The organism is Flavobacterium cauense R2A-7 (assembly GCF_000498475.1).
Lineage (GTDB): Bacteria > Bacteroidota > Bacteroidia > Flavobacteriales > Flavobacteriaceae > Flavobacterium > Flavobacterium cauense.
This window is the reverse complement of the sequence record NZ_AVBI01000012.1, coordinates 372,048-388,736: the sequence shown is the minus strand read 5'-3', so window position 1 is coordinate 388,736 and position 16,689 is coordinate 372,048. Positions and strand designations below refer to the sequence as shown.

At 38.6% G+C, this 16,689-nt stretch carries 15 protein-coding genes; 10 read left to right on the top strand and 5 right to left on the bottom strand.

Features of this window, described 5'->3' with window-relative positions; translation table 11 throughout:
- Positions 1-16: 16 nt before the first annotated feature.
- The 3 genes from rplQ to eno all read left to right on the top strand — a co-directional run bounded on the left by rplQ (position 17) and on the right by eno (position 3,178).
- Positions 17-502: a 50S ribosomal protein L17 gene (rplQ, locus tag FCR2A7T_RS05625; RefSeq protein ID WP_023570321.1), complete on the top strand. Its 486-nt coding sequence runs from the start codon at positions 17-19 to the stop codon at positions 500-502.
- Between the two features lie 239 nt (positions 503-741).
- A complete protein-coding gene (carA, locus tag FCR2A7T_RS05615) occupies positions 742-1,851 on the top strand; it encodes a glutamine-hydrolyzing carbamoyl-phosphate synthase small subunit (RefSeq protein ID WP_023570319.1) in 1,110 nt (369 codons plus the stop codon).
- Positions 1,852-1,885: 34 nt separating this feature from the next.
- Positions 1,886-3,178: a phosphopyruvate hydratase gene (gene eno, locus FCR2A7T_RS05610; RefSeq protein WP_023570318.1), complete on the top strand. Its 1,293-nt coding sequence runs from the start codon at positions 1,886-1,888 to the stop codon at positions 3,176-3,178.
- 296 nt (positions 3,179-3,474) lie between these two features.
- On the opposite strand, the gene FCR2A7T_RS15120 is transcribed toward eno, so the two are convergent.
- A complete protein-coding gene (locus tag FCR2A7T_RS15120; RefSeq protein WP_023570317.1) occupies positions 3,475-4,167 on the bottom strand; it encodes a hypothetical protein in 693 nt (230 codons plus the stop codon).
- Between the two features lie 387 nt (positions 4,168-4,554).
- On the opposite strand from FCR2A7T_RS15120, the gene FCR2A7T_RS05600 reads away from it, so the two are divergent.
- The gene (locus tag FCR2A7T_RS05600) at positions 4,555-5,838 is read left to right on the top strand and encodes a citrate synthase (protein WP_023570315.1); all 1,284 of its coding nucleotides are present in this window, start codon (positions 4,555-4,557) and stop codon (positions 5,836-5,838) included.
- Positions 5,839-5,900: 62 nt separating this feature from the next.
- Here the strand turns inward: FCR2A7T_RS05600 and FCR2A7T_RS05595 are convergent, their stop codons facing one another.
- A complete protein-coding gene (locus FCR2A7T_RS05595; protein ID WP_023570314.1) occupies positions 5,901-6,386 on the bottom strand; it encodes a hypothetical protein in 486 nt (161 codons plus the stop codon).
- A gap of 188 nt (positions 6,387-6,574) precedes the next feature.
- On the opposite strand from FCR2A7T_RS05595, the gene FCR2A7T_RS05590 reads away from it, so the two are divergent.
- Both FCR2A7T_RS05590 and ctlX read left to right on the top strand, forming a co-directional pair.
- Positions 6,575-7,489 (top strand): dimethylarginine dimethylaminohydrolase family protein, encoded by a 915-nt coding sequence (locus FCR2A7T_RS05590; protein ID WP_023570313.1) that lies wholly within the window; start codon positions 6,575-6,577, stop codon positions 7,487-7,489.
- Positions 7,490-7,492: 3 nt separating this feature from the next.
- Positions 7,493-8,434: a citrulline utilization hydrolase CtlX gene (gene ctlX, locus FCR2A7T_RS05585; RefSeq protein WP_023570312.1), complete on the top strand. Its 942-nt coding sequence runs from the start codon at positions 7,493-7,495 to the stop codon at positions 8,432-8,434.
- Positions 8,435-8,479: 45 nt separating this feature from the next.
- Here the strand turns inward: ctlX and FCR2A7T_RS05580 are convergent, their stop codons facing one another.
- Both FCR2A7T_RS05580 and FCR2A7T_RS05575 read right to left on the bottom strand, forming a co-directional pair.
- Positions 8,480-9,910 carry an SDR family oxidoreductase gene (locus tag FCR2A7T_RS05580; protein WP_023570311.1) on the bottom strand — a complete coding sequence of 477 codons (1,431 nt, stop codon included), beginning with the start codon at positions 9,908-9,910 and terminating at the stop codon, positions 8,480-8,482.
- 47 nt (positions 9,911-9,957) lie between these two features.
- Positions 9,958-10,581: a MarC family protein gene (locus FCR2A7T_RS05575; protein ID WP_023570310.1), complete on the bottom strand. Its 624-nt coding sequence runs from the start codon at positions 10,579-10,581 to the stop codon at positions 9,958-9,960.
- 146 nt (positions 10,582-10,727) lie between these two features.
- Between FCR2A7T_RS05575 and FCR2A7T_RS05570 the strand changes: the two genes are divergently transcribed.
- Positions 10,728-11,093, top strand: a complete 366-nt coding sequence (locus tag FCR2A7T_RS05570; protein WP_023570309.1) for a CoA-binding protein — start codon at positions 10,728-10,730, stop codon at positions 11,091-11,093.
- Here the strand turns inward: FCR2A7T_RS05570 and FCR2A7T_RS05565 are convergent.
- Positions 11,090-12,586 (bottom strand): sodium:solute symporter, encoded by a 1,497-nt coding sequence (locus tag FCR2A7T_RS05565; RefSeq protein WP_035117563.1) that lies wholly within the window; start codon positions 12,584-12,586, stop codon positions 11,090-11,092. The two genes, FCR2A7T_RS05570 and FCR2A7T_RS05565, sit on opposite strands and share 4 nt — an antisense overlap.
- Before the next feature lie 84 nt (positions 12,587-12,670).
- Here FCR2A7T_RS05565 and recR point away from each other — a divergent pair, with 84 nt between their 5' ends.
- The 3 genes from recR to FCR2A7T_RS05550 all read left to right on the top strand — a co-directional run bounded on the left by recR (position 12,671) and on the right by FCR2A7T_RS05550 (position 16,632).
- The gene (gene recR, locus FCR2A7T_RS05560) at positions 12,671-13,291 is read left to right on the top strand and encodes a recombination mediator RecR (RefSeq protein WP_023570307.1); all 621 of its coding nucleotides are present in this window, start codon (positions 12,671-12,673) and stop codon (positions 13,289-13,291) included.
- An 83-nt stretch (positions 13,292-13,374) separates the two neighbouring features.
- Entirely contained in the window at positions 13,375-14,169 is a 795-nt protein-coding gene (locus FCR2A7T_RS05555; RefSeq protein ID WP_023570306.1) for a polysaccharide biosynthesis/export family protein, read from the top strand.
- A gap of 9 nt (positions 14,170-14,178) precedes the next feature.
- Entirely contained in the window at positions 14,179-16,632 is a 2,454-nt protein-coding gene (locus FCR2A7T_RS05550) for an exopolysaccharide transport family protein (protein WP_023570305.1), read from the top strand.
- The last annotated feature ends 57 nt before the right edge of the window (positions 16,633-16,689 follow it).

Below are 16,689 nucleotides of genomic sequence, written 5' to 3'. Positions count from 1 at the left end.
GTTAAAAAACTAGGTCATGAGACACGGAAAAAAAGTAAATCATTTAAGCAGACAAACTGGTCACAGAAAGTCGATGCTTGCTAATATGGCTTGTTCGTTAATCGAACACAAGCGTATTAATACTACAGTTGCTAAAGCGAAAGCTTTAAAACAATTCGTAGAGCCGCTAATTACAAAATCAAAAGAAGATACTACTCACAACCGTCGTATCGTTTTCTCTTACTTGAGAAACAAATACGGTGTTACTGAGTTGTTCAGAGAAGTTGCTGCGAAAGTGGGAGACCGTCCAGGTGGATACACTCGTATCATCAAGTTAGGAAACCGTTTAGGGGATAACGCTGATATGGCAATGATTGAATTGGTAGACTTCAACGAATTGTACAACGGAGGTAAAAAAGAAGTGAAAAAAGCTACTACCCGTCGTGGTAAAGCTAAAAAAGCTGAGGCAACTCCGGAAGCTCCTGCAGCTGATGCTACAGAAACTACTGAAGCTACAGAATAATCATGAAACAATTGATTCTTCAATAAAAAATAAGGATAGACTTTTACAGTTTGTCCTTTTTTTTTGGTTTTTTGGGAGCAAAACATACGGAATCGGTTCGGCCATGTTCCCGCTGTCCGCTCTACAAGGTGCCGCTCCCATCGGGGCTGAAGAAAAACTTTTGGCTTCTTTTGAACGAAATTTTTTTAACGCAGGAATTTGAATTAAATTTGCACAACTTTTTACAACACAACTACAAAATGAAATATTCAAATCGAAATCAAGCTATTCTTTTATTGAATGACGGAACGGTTTTCTACGGCAAATCTATCGGGATTGAAGGAAAAACATTCGGCGAAGTATGCTTCAATACGGGAATGACAGGGTATCAGGAGATTTTTACCGATCCGTCTTACTACGGACAAATTATGGTGGCGACCAACGCACACATTGGAAATTACGGTGTTCATGCCGATGAAACCGATTCCGATGGAATCAAAATTGCCGGTTTGGTTTGTAAAAACTTTAGTTTTGACTATTCCAGACCTGATGCAGAAGGCAGTTTGTTAGAGTACTTTCAAAAAGTAAACCTCATTGCAATTTCCGATGTCGACACCAGAGCTTTGGTAGCGTATATCCGTGACAATGGTGCACAAAATGCGGTAATTTGTACCGACGGAACTTCTTTAGAAGAACTGAAAAAACAATTGGCAAATGTTCCCAATATGAAAGGTTTGGAATTGGCTTCGACTGTTTCCACTAAAGAACCTTATTTCTTCGGGGATGAAAACGCAACCTATAAAGTTGCTGCTTTAGATTTGGGAATCAAAACCAATATCCTTAGATGTTTGGCGGAAAGAAATTGTTACGTAAAAGTATTTCCGTACAATACCAGTTTCGAAGACTTAAAAGCATTCAATCCTGACGGGTATTTCTTGTCCAATGGTCCTGGTGATCCGGAGCCTTTGAAAGAAGTACAGGAAGTAGCCAGACAGATTATTGCAGAAAACAAACCGGTATTCGGAATTTGTTTAGGACATCAGATTATCGGGTTGGCAAACGGGATTTCTACCTATAAAATGTTCAACGGTCACCGTGGTATCAATCACCCGGTAATGAACGTACTAACCAATCGCGGTGAAATCACCTCTCAAAATCACGGTTTCGCCGTAGTGCGCGAAGAATTGGAAAAACATCCGGATTTCGAAATCACCCATTTGCATTTAAATGACGGAACGGTTGCAGGAATGCGCATGAAAAACAAATCGGTTTTTTCGGTACAATACCATCCGGAAGCAAGTCCGGGTCCACACGATGCCCGTTATTTATTCGATCAATTTGTTGACAATATCAAAGAAAGTAAAAAATAATTCGCCCAGGCGATAGCAAATAAAAGACAGTATTATGAGCATGATTATCAAAGTTCACGCAAGACAAATATTAGATTCAAGAGGAAACCCAACCGTAGAAGTAGATGTAGTTACGGAAAACGGTATTTTAGGAAGAGCTGCAGTTCCTTCAGGAGCTTCCACCGGCGAACACGAAGCAGTGGAATTACGCGACGGCGGAAAAGCATTCATGGGTAAAGGCGTTTTAAAAGCGGTTCAAAACGTAAATACGACTATTGCGGCCGAATTGGTGGGTATGTCGGTTTTTGAACAAAACGCGATTGACAAAATGATGATTGAATTGGACGGTACGCCAAACAAATCGAATTTAGGGGCGAATGCTATTCTTGGTGTTTCATTGGCAGTGGCAAAAGCGGCGGCTAACGAATTGGGAATGCCATTGTACCGTTATGTTGGCGGTGTTTCTGCTAATACCCTTCCGGTTCCGATGATGAACATTATCAATGGTGGTTCACATTCCGATGCGCCTATCGCGTTTCAGGAATTTATGATTATGCCGGTAAAAGCACAAAACTTCACGCACGCCATGCAAATGGGTACGGAAATTTTCCACAACCTGAAAAAAGTATTACACGACAGAAACCTTTCTACTGCTGTAGGGGATGAAGGAGGTTTTGCACCGAACTTAGCCGGAGGAACCGAAGATGCTTTGGATTCCATCAAATTGGCGGTTGAAAATGCCGGATATACTTTCGGTGGTGATGTAATGATTGCCTTAGACTGTGCCGCTTCTGAATTCTATGTAAACGGAAAATACGATTACACGAAATTTGAAGGCGAAACCGGAAAAATCAGAACCTCAGAAGAACAAGCGGATTATTTGGCAGAATTGGCAGCGAAATATCCGATTATTTCTATCGAAGACGGTATGTACGAAGATGACTGGGCGGGCTGGAAATACTTAACCGAGAAAATCGGTGATAAAGTTCAATTAGTAGGAGATGATTTGTTTGTAACCAACGTACAGCGTCTTTCTCAAGGAATCGAGCAAAATATCGCGAATTCCATCTTAATCAAAGTAAATCAAATCGGAACTTTAACCGAAACGATTGCAGCGGTGAACATGGCGCACAATGCAGGATACACTTCGGTAATGTCACACCGTTCGGGAGAAACTGAAGACAATACTATTGCTGACTTGGCAGTGGCATTAAACTGTGGTCAGATCAAAACAGGTTCGGCTTCCCGTTCGGACCGTATGGCAAAATACAATCAGTTGTTGCGAATTGAAGAAGAGTTGGCTGAAGTAGCGTACTTTCCAAAAGAAAGAGCATTTAAAGTGAAATAATTTTTTCAAGAGATATTCTGGCACCCGTTAGATTACTTAGGTTAACGGGTGTTTTTTATTTGCGATAACCGATATTGACATCAGAATGGTTTGTAGAGATAATGAATGCGCGTTCGAAAAAAGAAGTTGCACTATTGCGGAAACTAAGTGCGCCGATAAAAAAAGTAAGTGCGTAGATTCAGAAAATAAATGTGTCGATGCGGAAAATGAATGTGTCGATGTAAAGAGTAAATGCAACAATGCAAAAAGTAAATGCATCATGGCAAAAAGTAAATGCATCGAAGCAGAAAAATAAATTACTTAGCCACAGAGTTGTTGTTTTCTTTTAAAAAGTAATGGGCTAAGAGGTAAAATGAAATTATATAGCACAGAATGCTTGTAAATCTAAGGAGTGCTACCTGATAATAGTAGTGGTAAATGCCGTAAAAGAGTTCGCAAATAATGATGTCTAAAGCGTAAAGTATGAGAAAAGTGTTCTTGGGATTGGGTGCTGATAGGTAGGTTAGTGTAGCGGCCAGTACAAAAGAGCATAACGCAAAACCGTAAACCAGTATTACTTTGAACCATTCGAAAGAACGGTCGAAAACAATGAACGAGGAGATGTAAAGAACGCAGGTTAGAAAGAGGAGTATTATTAGGACGGATAAGAAATTTCCCTTTTCAATAGTGCTTGGTCTCTCTTGGATTAATTTTTTAATCAGTTGAAACAGCAACAAACAATAGGCTAGAAAATTAAAGAATACCACATACAGTAAATAATTGTATCCTTCCAGTAAATTGATTACGCCGGAGAAAAACAATAAAGTTAAAATGGAACAATTGTAATAATTTAGGGGCGATTTGCTCTCTTCGATGTAATAAAAAGAAATGGCGCCTATAAATAAAGGTTTTGCAGCATAAGACAAGTACGTCCAATTCATAAGAGTGGAAAGAAAGTACAGGATTCCAAAAATGAAGTACAAGGCAAGATGTGATTTCAGAACATTCATTTTGGATTGCTTTTCATTTAAAACAATACGAACCTGAAGTTTGTATGATGAGAAATATGTTACTGCAAAATTACTACAATTATGGTTATTGCTCTAATGTTTAAGGTCTTGAGTTTTGTTGATGTTTGTGATTTTGTTAAGAATTGTAAGAAAATAACAAATGTTTTTTTAAGTGCAAAACTAAAAGAGGAGTGGAATGGTTTCTGGAGTTTGCGGTTTTATTGATTAATTTTCAAACATTTATTTTATCTGTTTAGAAATCACTTAAAACCAATTTGAAATTTATCTAATTATTAACGATTTCATTGTGGTATTTTCTTTTTAATTCGAATGTAATTTCTTAAATTCGCCTTGAACAAAAATAATTACATTTAATTCCTAATACAAATGTCGAAAACTGCAATATTAGAAATTGATGGCAACAAATATGAATTTCCGGTTATTGTGGGAAGTGAGAATGAGGTTGCTATCGATATTGAGAAGCTACGTGCTGCTACCGGAGCAATTACATTAGACCCGGGTTATAAAAACTCAGGATCTTGTCAAAGTGAAATCACTTTTCTTGATGGTGAAGAAGGAATCCTTCGTTACAGAGGATATGCCATTGAAGACTTAGCAGAAAAAGCTAATTTTTTGGAGGTATCTTATTTAGTGATTTTTGGAGAATTGCCAACTGCAGCTCAGTTAGCGCAATTTGAAAAAGATATTCATAAATACACTTTGGTTAATGAGGAAATGAAAAACATCATTGATGGTTTTCCTAAAACGGCGCACCCAATGGGCGTGTTGTCTTCATTGACAAGTGCGTTAACAGCATTCAACCCTAAAGTGGTAAATGTTGAAAACGAAAAAGAAATGTATGAGGCGGTTTGTAAAACGATGGGTAAATTTCTTGTTTTAGCAACTTGGACGTACAGAAAAAGCTCTGGTTTCCCTTTAAATTATTACGATAATACCAAAGGATATGTAGAGAACTTCATGCGTTTGATGTTTGAATTGCCAACAGGGCCTTACAAAATCAATCCGGTTGTGGTGAATGCGTTGGATAAATTGTTTATCCTTCATGCGGATCACGAACAAAACTGTTCTACTTCAACAGTAAGAATGGTGGGTTCTTCTCATGCGGGTTTATTTGCTTCGATTTCAGCAGGAGTTTCTGCGCTTTGGGGGCCGCTTCACGGTGGTGCTAACCAAGCAGTGTTGGAAATGTTGGAAGAAATCCAAAAAGATGGTGGTGATGCGGATAAATTCTTAGCGAAAGCCAAAGATAAAAACGATCCTTTCCGTTTGATGGGCTTCGGTCACCGTGTGTACAAAAACTTCGATCCGAGAGCGAAAATCATCAAAAAAGCAGCGGATGAAGTATTGGCAGAGTTAGGTGTTAACGATCCAATCCTTAATATCGCTAAAAAATTAGAAGAGTCGGCTTTACAAGACGAATACTTCAAATCAAGAAACTTATATCCAAACGTAGATTTCTATTCCGGAATTATTTACCGTGCTTTAGGAATTCCAACGGATATGTTTACCGTATTGTTCGCTATCGGTCGTCTTCCGGGATGGATTGCTCAGTGGAAAGAAATGCGCGTGAACAAAGAACCAATCGGTCGCCCGCGTCAGGTTTATGTTGGGGCACCGTTGCGTCCTTTCAAACCGATGAATGAAAGATAATTATAAAATTATTGAATAAAAAAGTCCCGATTTTTTCGGGACTTTTTTATTGCTAAACCAAACTATTCCGCCGGTTTTTCTTCCTCTGCAGCGTCAGAAACATCTTCAGCAGCATTTTCAACCTTGTTTTCGACTTTGGCTGCTACATCCGATACCGTTTCTTTTACTTCTGCCGCTTTATTTTCAATAGCATTTTCCGCTTCAGAAGCTTTTCCGGTTAAATGGTCGATTTTGTCTTCCACTTTATCTACAACCTCAGAAAGTGCTTCTTTGGCATCGTGTGCTTTGTCTTCGGCCCAATCCGCTGCTTGTGACGCTTTCTCTTTTGCGGTTTCAATGAATTCGTTTACCTTGTCCGGAACGCCCATTTCTTCCAGTTTGTTTGCGGCGTTTTCTGCAACATCCGCCACTTTTTCTGAAGCTTCTTTGGCAAACGATTCTACTTTATCCACGGCTGTGTCGGCCATATTGGAGACATTTTCCCCTAAACCTTCGGCACTTTGTTTTGCTTTGCCGAAAAGTGAACTAAAAAAACTTGATAATCCCATAATGTTTTGATTTTTATCAAATTTAATCAAAAAACAATTAAGAATTAACTTATAGTATGTCAAATTGTGATTAAATTAATGTTTTAAAAATCTGAATCTCTGTGTGTTATTGTTTGGAAGGAGTTATTTTTGAGGAAGTTTTTCGTTTATCGGAGCCCTTTTTCTATATTTGTCAAAAGCCAAAAGCTATGTTACAGTTAAATGTAAAAAACGAAACTTCAAGATTAAGAGCAGTTGTTTTAGGGACTGCAGTCAGTAACGGTCCAACGCCAACAATAGAGGAAGCTTACGATCCGAAATCATTAGAACACATCAAGGCAGGAACCTATCCGATAGAGGCTGATATGGTAAAGGAGATGGAAGCCTTCAATCAGGTGTTTCAGAAATACGATGTAAAAGTATATCGTCCGGAAATCATCGAAAACTACAACCAGATTTTTTCCCGCGACATCGGATTTGTAATTGATGATGTTTTTATCAAAGCCAATATTTTACCCGATCGCGAGCGTGAACTGGATGCGATTCAATACGTAATCGATCAGATTGATCCCAAAAAAGTGGTACGCCCTCCGGATGAAGTACATGTGGAAGGTGGTGATGTGATGGTGTGGAATGAGTATGTTTTCATCGGAACCTATAAAGGAAGCGATTATAAAGATTATATCACCGCCCGTACAAACATGGAAGGTGTAAAGTATATCAAAGAGTTATTTCCGCATAAAATTGTAAAGGAATTCGATTTGGTAAAATCCAAAATTGAACCACGGGATAATGCTTTGCATCTGGATTGTTGTTTTCAGCCGGTGGGAACTGATAAAGGTATCATTTACAAAAGCGGTTTCCGCGAAGAAGCCGATTATATGTTTTTGGTAAACCTTTTCGGAATGGAAAATCTGTTTCATATCGAAAGAGAAGAAATGTACCATATGAATTCCAATGTGTTTTCGATTGCTCCCGATGTGGTGGTTTCCGAAAGAAATTTTACGCGATTAAACAACTGGTTGCGTAGCAAAGGAATCACTGTGGAAGAAATCCCGTATGCTGAAATTGCCAAACAGGAAGGACTTTTACGTTGTTCCACTTTACCTTTAATAAGAGATTAAATTATGAGACAAACGACCAATACCATATTGATGATTCGTCCGGTAGCGTTCCGAATGAACGAACAAACGGCTGTAAACAATTATTACCAGAAAGTTTTGGATAATTTATTGCCGGCAACCGTAAACGCAAAAGCACAGGAAGAATTCGATACATTCGTAACTAAATTGCGAAATGTAGGCGTAAACGTTATTGTGGTGGATGATACGGTGAATCCAGATACGCCCGACAGCATTTTTCCGAACAACTGGATTTCTTTCCATGAAAACGGGGATGTGGCTTTGTATCCGATGTTTGCTGAAAACCGTCGCTTGGAGCGAAGAGAAGATATTCTGGATATTCTGGAAGAACACGGGTTTCATATCGAGCAGATCGTAGATTATAGTTCTGCGGAAGAAGACGGTCTTTTCTTGGAAGGAACCGGAAGTTTGCTGTTAGATCGTGCTAATATAAAAGCGTATTGTGCGCTTTCACCAAGAGCGAATGAAGAACTGATGATTGAATTCTGTGAAGATTTCGAAATGAACCCTGTGATTTTTGAAGCGTTTCAAACCGTAAATGGCGAGCGTAAACATATTTATCATACCAATGTAATGATGTGTTTGGGAGAAACGTTCGCGGTAATCTGTGCGGATTGTATTGACGACAAAAAAGAACGAAAAATGGTTTTGGATTGCCTGAAATCCGACGGAAAAGAAATCGTTTTAATTACGGAAGATCAGGTAAATAATTTTGCAGGAAACATGTTGCAGGTGCGTGGTGCCAACGACAAACGTTATTTGGTAATGAGTTCATCGGCACATCAAAGCCTAACGCCGGCACAAATTGCAACCTTGGAAAAACATTGTGAAATTTTAAGCTCCAGTTTGGATACTATCGAGGCTTGCGGTGGCGGAAGTGCGCGTTGCATGATGGCGGAAGTGTTTTTACCAAAAGAAGAAGAATAAACCGATTCAAATACTTATGTAAAGACCTCAATTTGAGGTCTTTTTTTATACGTTGTTATTGGCGATGTTCTTCAGCATTCCTCCAAAAATAAAATAGTGAAAGGGGAGCATCGCGTACCAATACAATCTTCCCCACAATCCTTTCGGCCTGAAAGTCGCGGTTTGGTGTAAAACATTATTTTCGTCTATTCTGAATTCAAGCCAAGCTTCTCCGGGTAAACGCATTTCGGCGAATAAAAGCAATCGTTTTTTTTCTTTATCGGCCAAAAGGACTCTCCAAAAATCCAAAGCGTCACCATTGTCTAAATGATTTGGATCCGTACGCCCTCTTCGTAAACCTACGCCTCCAAAAATCTTATCGATAAAACCCCTTATTTCCCACATCCAACTGCCGTAGTACCATCCTTTTTTGCCACCAATACTCCAGATGTTATTTAAAGCGTTTTCCGTATTTCGTATTTTAATTTTCTGATAATCTCTCAGACAACCAAATGTGGGTACCTGAATGAATTCTGATAAATTGTGCTTGAACCGTCCGCTCACCAAGCTGTCTTTCCAGCTGGAAACAACCAGATTTTGTTCGATTTTTTTAAAAGCCAGTTTTATGGCTTCGGTATAGGGAATGGGAGTGATATTCAGCATTTTTTGCAAACGGTTGTCTTTGCTTATGACTTCAATTTTCATGCTGTCCACCAAATTTACGGCCAATTTATAGGAAGTCGAGGTTACAAAATAGAGCCAATACGAGGAAAGCTTAGGAGTCATGACCGGAACCGTAAAAATCCAGTTTTTAAACCCGCGGGTTTTGGCATACTGTTGGAGCATTTGTTTGTAAGTCAGTACATCGGGACCGCCTATGTCGAAGGATTGGTTGTAACAATCTTCGCGGAGTTGCACGCCGATTAGATATTTGATGACATCCCGAATGGCAATAGGTTGTGTTTTGGTGAGTACCCATTTTGGGGTAATCATTACCGGTAATTTTTCACATAAGTCCCGAATGATTTCAAAAGAAGCACTTCCGGAGCCTACCACAATCCCGGCTCTTAAAACCGTAAGATTGAATTTTCCGCCGTATAATATTTTTTCGACATTTCTTCGGGAAATAAGGTGTTTGGATAAGGTTTTGTTGTTGACTATGCCACTGAGGTAGACTACTTGTTTTGTTTTGATTTCATTCATGTAGGTGTTGAAATTCTCAGCGGTAGTAGCTTCCAGTTTGTCAAAGTTTTCGGTAGATGACGTCATGGAGTGGATCAGATAATACGCTACGTCAATAGTATTGGGAAGGTTTGTAAAATCGGGTTCTGACAAAAAATCGACTTCCCAAATCGTTATTTTTGAAAGTGATTCTTTGTCTAAACCCAAACGCGATTTGTCCCTTACGGCACAAGTTATTTCGTGACCCTGAGCCAGTAATTCGGGAAGCAGTCGTCTTCCAACATAACCATTGGCACCGGTAAGTAAGATTTTCATGGCTTCCTTTTTCTTTAAAGGTACAAAAAAGGGAAGTGCAACAATTGTTAAATCGTCTTGAAGATGTTTACTACGGAAACGCTAATGTATTGTACGCCAATAGCAATGACAATAAATCCTATAATTCTCGAAATGGCTACGATACCGGAAGCTCCTAAGATTCGGGATAAATAATGGGCGCTTCTTAAAATGATAAAAATGGCAAGTGCTACGGCTAAAATGGCGCCACATACAATTGCTTTATCGGATGCTTTTGGGAAATCCTGATAAAAAGCGATTAATAAGGATATGGAACCCGGCCCGGCAAGCATTGGAATGGCAAGCGGCGTCAGGGCGATGTCATTTCTCTTTTGGGCATCGCTGGCTACTTTTTTGTTCACGCCACGTGTTTTTCCGAATTTTCCGCTTAATAAGGCAAAACCGGAACTTACAATGACCATTCCTCCGGCAATACGCAAGGCATCAATACTGATTCCGAAGAATTTCAAGACATATTCCCCAATGAAAAAAGAGATGATTAATATGATAAAAACGTTGATAGCAGTCCAAAGTGAGGTTCTGGAACGTTCGGCATTGCTGTCGTGCTGTGTTAATCCAACAAATACCGGAACGGCTCCTAAAGGGTTTAATACTGAAAATACGGCGGCGAAAATGTAAACAAATAATTCCATTGGTTTTGTTGCAAAATTAATGTGACTGTAGGCTTGAAAGCGTAAAATAAAAATTAAGGAAAGGTTATTTAACCTTTGTTGAAAACTAATGTACGAAATTGAATTCGAATAAAAATGCGTAATTTTGAAAGAAATTTAAAAACAGGATGAGAACAAAGAAGACTTTAGTGCTTGGAGCCACTACAAAACCGGAACGTTATGCATTTATCGCTATAAACAAACTGGTTGAAAAAGAGCATCCTGTGGTTGCAATTGGCCAAAATGAAGGCGAAGTTGCCGGTGTAAAAATTCAAACCAAACAAATTCCGTTAAAAAATATCGATACGGTTACTTTATATCTGAATCCGATACGCCAGCGCGACTATTATAACTACATTATCGGATTGAAACCAAAACGTGTCATCTTCAATCCCGGAACTGAAAATCCCGAATTTTATCAGTTGTTAAAAGCAAATAACATTAAAAGTGAAGTAGCCTGTACCTTGGTTCTACTCAGTACCAATCAATTCTAAAAATGAGTCTGTCCTGTGGCCGGTTTGCTGATTAATAATAAACCAATCAGCGTTATTAGTCCGTTAAGAATGATGATTTCAAACGAGAACACATAACCGCCAAACCATTCTTTCGAATTGGTATTGATGAAATACGTGATCAGCGGTGACATGATACAAACAATCGGTACAAGTTTGTCGGTAACGGTTTTTGACTTTATGAAAAGGCCAAATCCGTACAATCCCAAAAGCGGTCCGTAGGTGTAACCGGCGACTGTGAAAATCATGGTTACTACCGATTTGTCATTCAGCGAATTGAAAACCAAAATTACCAAGAACATTAAAAATGAAAATGCAAGGTGTACAAAATGTCTTGTTTTAACTGTTTTTAGGTTATTTGCATTTTCGGCTTTGTCCATTCCCAGGAAATCCACACAAAAAGAGGTTGTCAATGCGGTTAAAGCCGAATCAGTTGTGGCGAAAGTAGCTGCTGTCAATCCTAGAAGAAAGATTACGGCCGGAATCATACTTAAATGTTTGAAAGCGATTTCCGGGAAAAGGTAATCGGTTCGGGCAATACCGTCCACCATTGGGATGGCTACGCCATTTTTCTCGGCATACATATACAGTAGCGCACCAACACTTAGGAAGAAAATGTTAATCAGTACGAAAATTGCCGTAAACGTGAACATATTTTTTTGTGCTTCACCGATGTTTTTGCAACTCAGGTTTTTTTGCATTAAATCCTGATCCAATCCCACCATGGCAATCGTTACAAAGATTCCGCCCAGAATTTGTTTGATGACATAGTTGCCTTTCAGATAATCTTCGTAGAAAAATATTTTGGAATAATTACTGTTTTTGACCGCTTCAAAAGCTTCAATGGCACTAAAATCAAGACTTCTGCAAACGAAAATAATTGTCAGGAAAACGGAGGAAACCAGAAAAAAGGTCTGCAGGGTGTCGGTTATAATAATGGTTTTCAGTCCGCCGCGATAGGTGTAGGCAAAAATCAGACCAAGTGAAATCAGGACAGTTGCCGCAAAAGGCACATTGAAATCGTCAAAAACATAGCGTTGCAGTACAATTACAACCAAATATAATCGAAAAGCCGAACCGATTGTTCTGCTGATTAAGAAAATAATTGCCGAAGTTTTATAACTGATGGTTCCCAGTCGTTGTTCGATATAACCGTAAATTGAGGTAAGATTCATTCTGTAGTACAAGGGCAGCAGCACTTTGGCGATGATAAGAAATCCGATGGCGTTTCCCAGAATAAATTGAAAGTATTTGAACTGCAAATCAGGATTTCCTACTTCACCCGGAACAGAAATGAAAGTCACCCCCGATAGCGCAGTGCCAATCATACCGAAAGCTACCAGATACCATTTTGAATTTTTGTTCGCTTTGAAAAAAGTATCGTTGCTGTGGTCTTTTTTGCTTACGATGTTGGAAATCAGGATCAGAACTCCGAAATAAATGATAATAATGGTGAGTATGGTTGCCGATGTCATTGTTTGAAATTTAATGTGCCAATTTACACAAATAATCTTCAAATTTTCAAATTGGTTCATTTTCAAATTAATTACTTTTGTATCATGGAATTTTCTTCAAAACTTTTAGAACGAGCCGTTAACGAAATGGCACAATTACCTGGAATCGGTAAACGTACGGCATTACGTTTGGTACTTCATCTGTTAAAGCAGCCAAAAGAACAAACCGAGTTGTTTGCCTCGGCTTTATTAAAAATGCGGGAGGAGATAAAATTTTGCCGGGAATGTCATAATATTTCCGATGTGGATGTCTGTGAAATTTGCGCCAATCCTTCCAGGGATACTTCAGTAGTTTGCGTCGTGGAAGATATTCGGGACGTAATGGCTTTGGAAAATACAGGGATTTTTAAAGGATTGTATCATGTTTTGGGAGGGAAAATTTCCCCGATTGATGGTGTTGGACCCAGCCAACTGAATATTAATTCTTTGGTGGATAAAGTAAAATCAGGACGTGTGAAAGAGGTAATTTTTGCCCTTAGCTCCACTATGGAAGGCGATACCACCAATTTTTATATTTACAAACAGATTAAAGAGTATGGTGTCACCACTTCTGCGATTGCGAGAGGTATTGCCATTGGCGACGAATTGGAATATGCGGATGAAGTTACCCTCGGTCGTAGTTTACTGCATCGTATTCCGTTTGAAAATTCGATAAAAAACATGTAAAGCTCAGTTTTTGGTTTAATATCGTCCAATAAGTTTAAAATTATCAATTGAAAAACTATATTTGTTTTTTTAAAATACGAATAATGAATAAAAGCCTTTTTCTTTTACTTATAATAATTGCATTTTCAGCCGTTTCCTGTATCCCGAACAAGGATTTGGTTTACCTTCAGAATACCAAACAGGACAGTTTGTCGGTAACGGTAAATCCTATAGTTAGTAAACCGTATCGTTTGCAGGTAAATGACATTCTCGATATAAAGATTAAAGCGTTGGATCAAAAATTGGTTGCGATGTTTAATCCTGTTGAAACGGAAGGAGCTCAAACGCAAACGGAACAAAGCATTTATTTTAACGGATTCACTGTTGATGATCATGGAAATATCCGTATCCCGGTTTTGGGAGAAGTTAATGTTTTGGGGTTTACATTGGATGAAATCAGGATAAAGATTGAAAAACAACTCTTAGACGATTATTTTAAAAAAGAAGCCAATATTTTTGTTACGGTTAAGTTAGCGGGACTACGATATACGGTTAATGGTGAGATTCAGAAACCCGGAACCAATGTTTTGTATCAGGACAAAGCAACCATAATGGAAGCCATTGCGAATTCCGGAGACATTACCATGACTGGTAACCGAAAGGAAGTGACTATTATACGTCAATATCCTCATGGCACGGAAATGCATACCATTGATTTGACTGACAGTAAAACCATGCAGTCGCCCTATTATTATATTCAGCCCAATGATTACATCTATGTTAAGCCTTTAAAGCAAAAATCTTGGGGAACCGGAACAACCGGAACTCAGTCGGTAGCAACAATCATCACGGCTTTGTCATTGGTTACCACTACTTTTTTACTGCTTAAAAATCTATAAACGAATGGTATGTTAGATATTAAAGACTTTTCCTTTTTAGAAAACCAGAACAGTTTTGATTTTAAAGGGTTTTTTGTAAAAATTCTGAGCTATTGGAAGTGGTTTCTACTTGCGTTAATCATAACATTTACAGTTGCTTATCAGGTCAACATCCGAAAAGAGAAAATATATGGGATGGATGCTTCAATTGTGGTTAAAGATGAAAATAATCCTTTTTTTACTTCCAATACCAGTTTGGTTTTCAATTGGGGTGGAACGTCTGATAAGGTACAAACTATAATTACAGCCTTAAAATCCAGGTCGCACAATGAGCTGGTTGTAGACAAACTGAATTATTATATTGATTATTTAAAACAAGGGAAGTACAACTTAACGGATGCATACGGAGAGGTGCCTTTCTATGTTCAGATTGATAAAACAAGGGAACAACTGGCAGGTATACCGATTCAGATTAAGTTTTTAAGCGATACCGAATATCAGATAAGTGTGAATTTTGAAAACACTTCTGTCGGAACTTATATCTATGCGGTTAACAGAGTGGATAATGCAAATGTCCAAAGCGGAACCTATACAAAGAAATTCAAGGTAGGGGACAAGGTTGATTTACCTTTTTTAAATTTCAAATTGTTTATTCTTCCTGATGCCGGAATGTATACCGGAAACGAATATTTCATCCGTTTTAATGATTTTGACGGAACGGTAGCCCGATATAAAAGTATTAATGTTGATGCCGATGCCAAAGCCGGGTCTATCATTCGTTTGGATTTACAGGGGACCAATAAAAAAAGACTGGTCGATTATCTCAATACCACCGTTGAGGTTCTTAAAAAGAAACAACTCGACAGTAAAAACCTTTTTGCCATCAACACAATTTCGTTTATCGACAGTACCTTGTTGGCAATGGAAGGTCAGATAAAAGATACTGAAAAAGAATTAAAAGACTTCCGAAAAGATAAAAATGTATTCGAATTGGAAGCCGGAGGTGAAAAATTAACGGAACGGCTGACTAGTTTTGATGTTGAAAGAGACGCTATTCTTAGAAAAATTGCCTATTATAATTCCTTAAGCAGTTACCTGCGAGGCAGTAATGATTATTCTAAACTGCCGGCGCCAACAGTTGCCGGTATTGAAGATCCGAATGTAATCAGTAATGTTTCCAAACTGATTTTGCTTTCCACGGAGCGTTCTCAAATGGCGTATTCTGTAAAAAGCGAAAAAATGTTTAAGGAGTTTGATAAGGAAATGGATGCGGTAAAACGCGTTCTTTTGGAAAATATCAATACCGCAAAAGGCGCTTTGCAATATGATTTGTCATTGGCAAACCGCAATATCGGAGAGATAGAAAGTACGGTAAAAAAATTACCGGAAGAACAACAGGAATTACTTAAAATCACACGGAAATACGATTTAAGCGACAACATTTACAATACCTTTCTTCAAAAAAGAAGTGAAGCGGATATTGTAAAAGCGGCCAACGTATCGGATATTGAATTTATCGATACCGCTAAGGATACCGGAGGAGGACTACTCGGTCCCAAAACCAGTGTGAATTATATTTTGGCATTGTTGCTGGGGATACTCATTCCTTTGGTTATTGCTTTTGTAATTACGATTCTGGACAACAGTATTCATACTACAGATGATATCGAAAAACTTACCAGGATTCCGATTATTGGAGTGGTTGGCAAGAAAAATACGACCAACAACCTTTCGGTATTTGAGAAACCAAAATCACCATTGGCCGAATCTTTCAGAGCCATCCGCTCTTCTTTGCAGTATTTGTATAAAAAACAAAAAGGAGACAGTACCAAAATATTGATGCTGACCTCTTCCGTGGGTGGTGAAGGAAAAACCTTTTGCTCTATCAATATGGCTACGGTTTTTGCTTTGAGCGAAAAGAAAACCGTTATCGTAGGTTTGGATTTGCGAAAACCTAGAATTTTTGGCGATTTCAGTATCGAAAACAATATTGGTGCGGTGAACTATCTGATTGGACAGAAAACATTGCGGGAAATCATTCAAAGCACTCATATTCCGCATCTTGATGTAATTACTTCGGGTCCTATTCCTCCCAATCCATCAGAATTGATTCTAGGGGATTCGATGCGCGAAATGATTGAAGAACTGAAAGGGCAATACGAATACATTATTCTGGATACGCCGCCGGTAGGTTTGGTTGCTGATGCTTTGGAATTGGCACAATATTGTGATGCCACTTTGTATGTAACCCGACAAAACTTCACGAAAAAAGGAATGTTGTCAATCGTAAATGAAAAACACAAACGCGGTGAGTTACATAATATCAGTATCGTACTTAATGATTTTGAGAGCAGAGCCAAATACGGTTATGGTTACGGCTATGGCTACGGTTACGGTTATGGAGCTTATGGCAGCGGTTATATGGAGGTGGAAAAACCCAAAACATTCATGGAAAAAGTGAAGTCGGTTTTGTTTAAAAAGTAACTTTTTTTAAGAATAATCGCGATTTTTGCAAGTGAAAGATGTTGTAAAATTAGCGTA

What these genes read in the sequence shown, in the direction of transcription:
- rplQ (WP_023570321.1), top strand. Translation starts at nt 17, where the DNA reads ATGAGACACGGAAAAAAAGTAAATCATTTAAGCAGACAAACTGGTCAC.
- FCR2A7T_RS05600 (WP_023570315.1), top strand. Translation starts at nt 4,555, where the DNA reads ATGTCGAAAACTGCAATATTAGAAATTGATGGCAACAAATATGAATTT.
- FCR2A7T_RS05570 (WP_023570309.1), top strand. Translation starts at nt 10,728, where the DNA reads ATGAGAACAAAGAAGACTTTAGTGCTTGGAGCCACTACAAAACCGGAA.
- eno (WP_023570318.1), top strand. Translation starts at nt 1,886, where the DNA reads ATGAGCATGATTATCAAAGTTCACGCAAGACAAATATTAGATTCAAGA.
- carA (WP_023570319.1), top strand. Translation starts at nt 742, where the DNA reads ATGAAATATTCAAATCGAAATCAAGCTATTCTTTTATTGAATGACGGA.
- ctlX (WP_023570312.1), top strand. Translation starts at nt 7,493, where the DNA reads ATGAGACAAACGACCAATACCATATTGATGATTCGTCCGGTAGCGTTC.
- FCR2A7T_RS05595 (WP_023570314.1), bottom strand. Translation starts at nt 6,386, where the DNA reads ATGGGATTATCAAGTTTTTTTAGTTCACTTTTCGGCAAAGCAAAACAA.
- recR (WP_023570307.1), top strand. Translation starts at nt 12,671, where the DNA reads ATGGAATTTTCTTCAAAACTTTTAGAACGAGCCGTTAACGAAATGGCA.
- FCR2A7T_RS05575 (WP_023570310.1), bottom strand. Translation starts at nt 10,581, where the DNA reads ATGGAATTATTTGTTTACATTTTCGCCGCCGTATTTTCAGTATTAAAC.
- FCR2A7T_RS05550 (WP_023570305.1), top strand. Translation starts at nt 14,179, where the DNA reads ATGTTAGATATTAAAGACTTTTCCTTTTTAGAAAACCAGAACAGTTTT.
- FCR2A7T_RS05555 (WP_023570306.1), top strand. Translation starts at nt 13,375, where the DNA reads ATGAATAAAAGCCTTTTTCTTTTACTTATAATAATTGCATTTTCAGCC.
- FCR2A7T_RS05565 (WP_035117563.1), bottom strand. Translation starts at nt 12,586, where the DNA reads ATGACATCGGCAACCATACTCACCATTATTATCATTTATTTCGGAGTT.
- FCR2A7T_RS15120 (WP_023570317.1), bottom strand. Translation starts at nt 4,167, where the DNA reads ATGAATGTTCTGAAATCACATCTTGCCTTGTACTTCATTTTTGGAATC.
- FCR2A7T_RS05590 (WP_023570313.1), top strand. Translation starts at nt 6,575, where the DNA reads ATGTTACAGTTAAATGTAAAAAACGAAACTTCAAGATTAAGAGCAGTT.
- FCR2A7T_RS05580 (WP_023570311.1), bottom strand. Translation starts at nt 9,910, where the DNA reads ATGAAAATCTTACTTACCGGTGCCAATGGTTATGTTGGAAGACGACTG.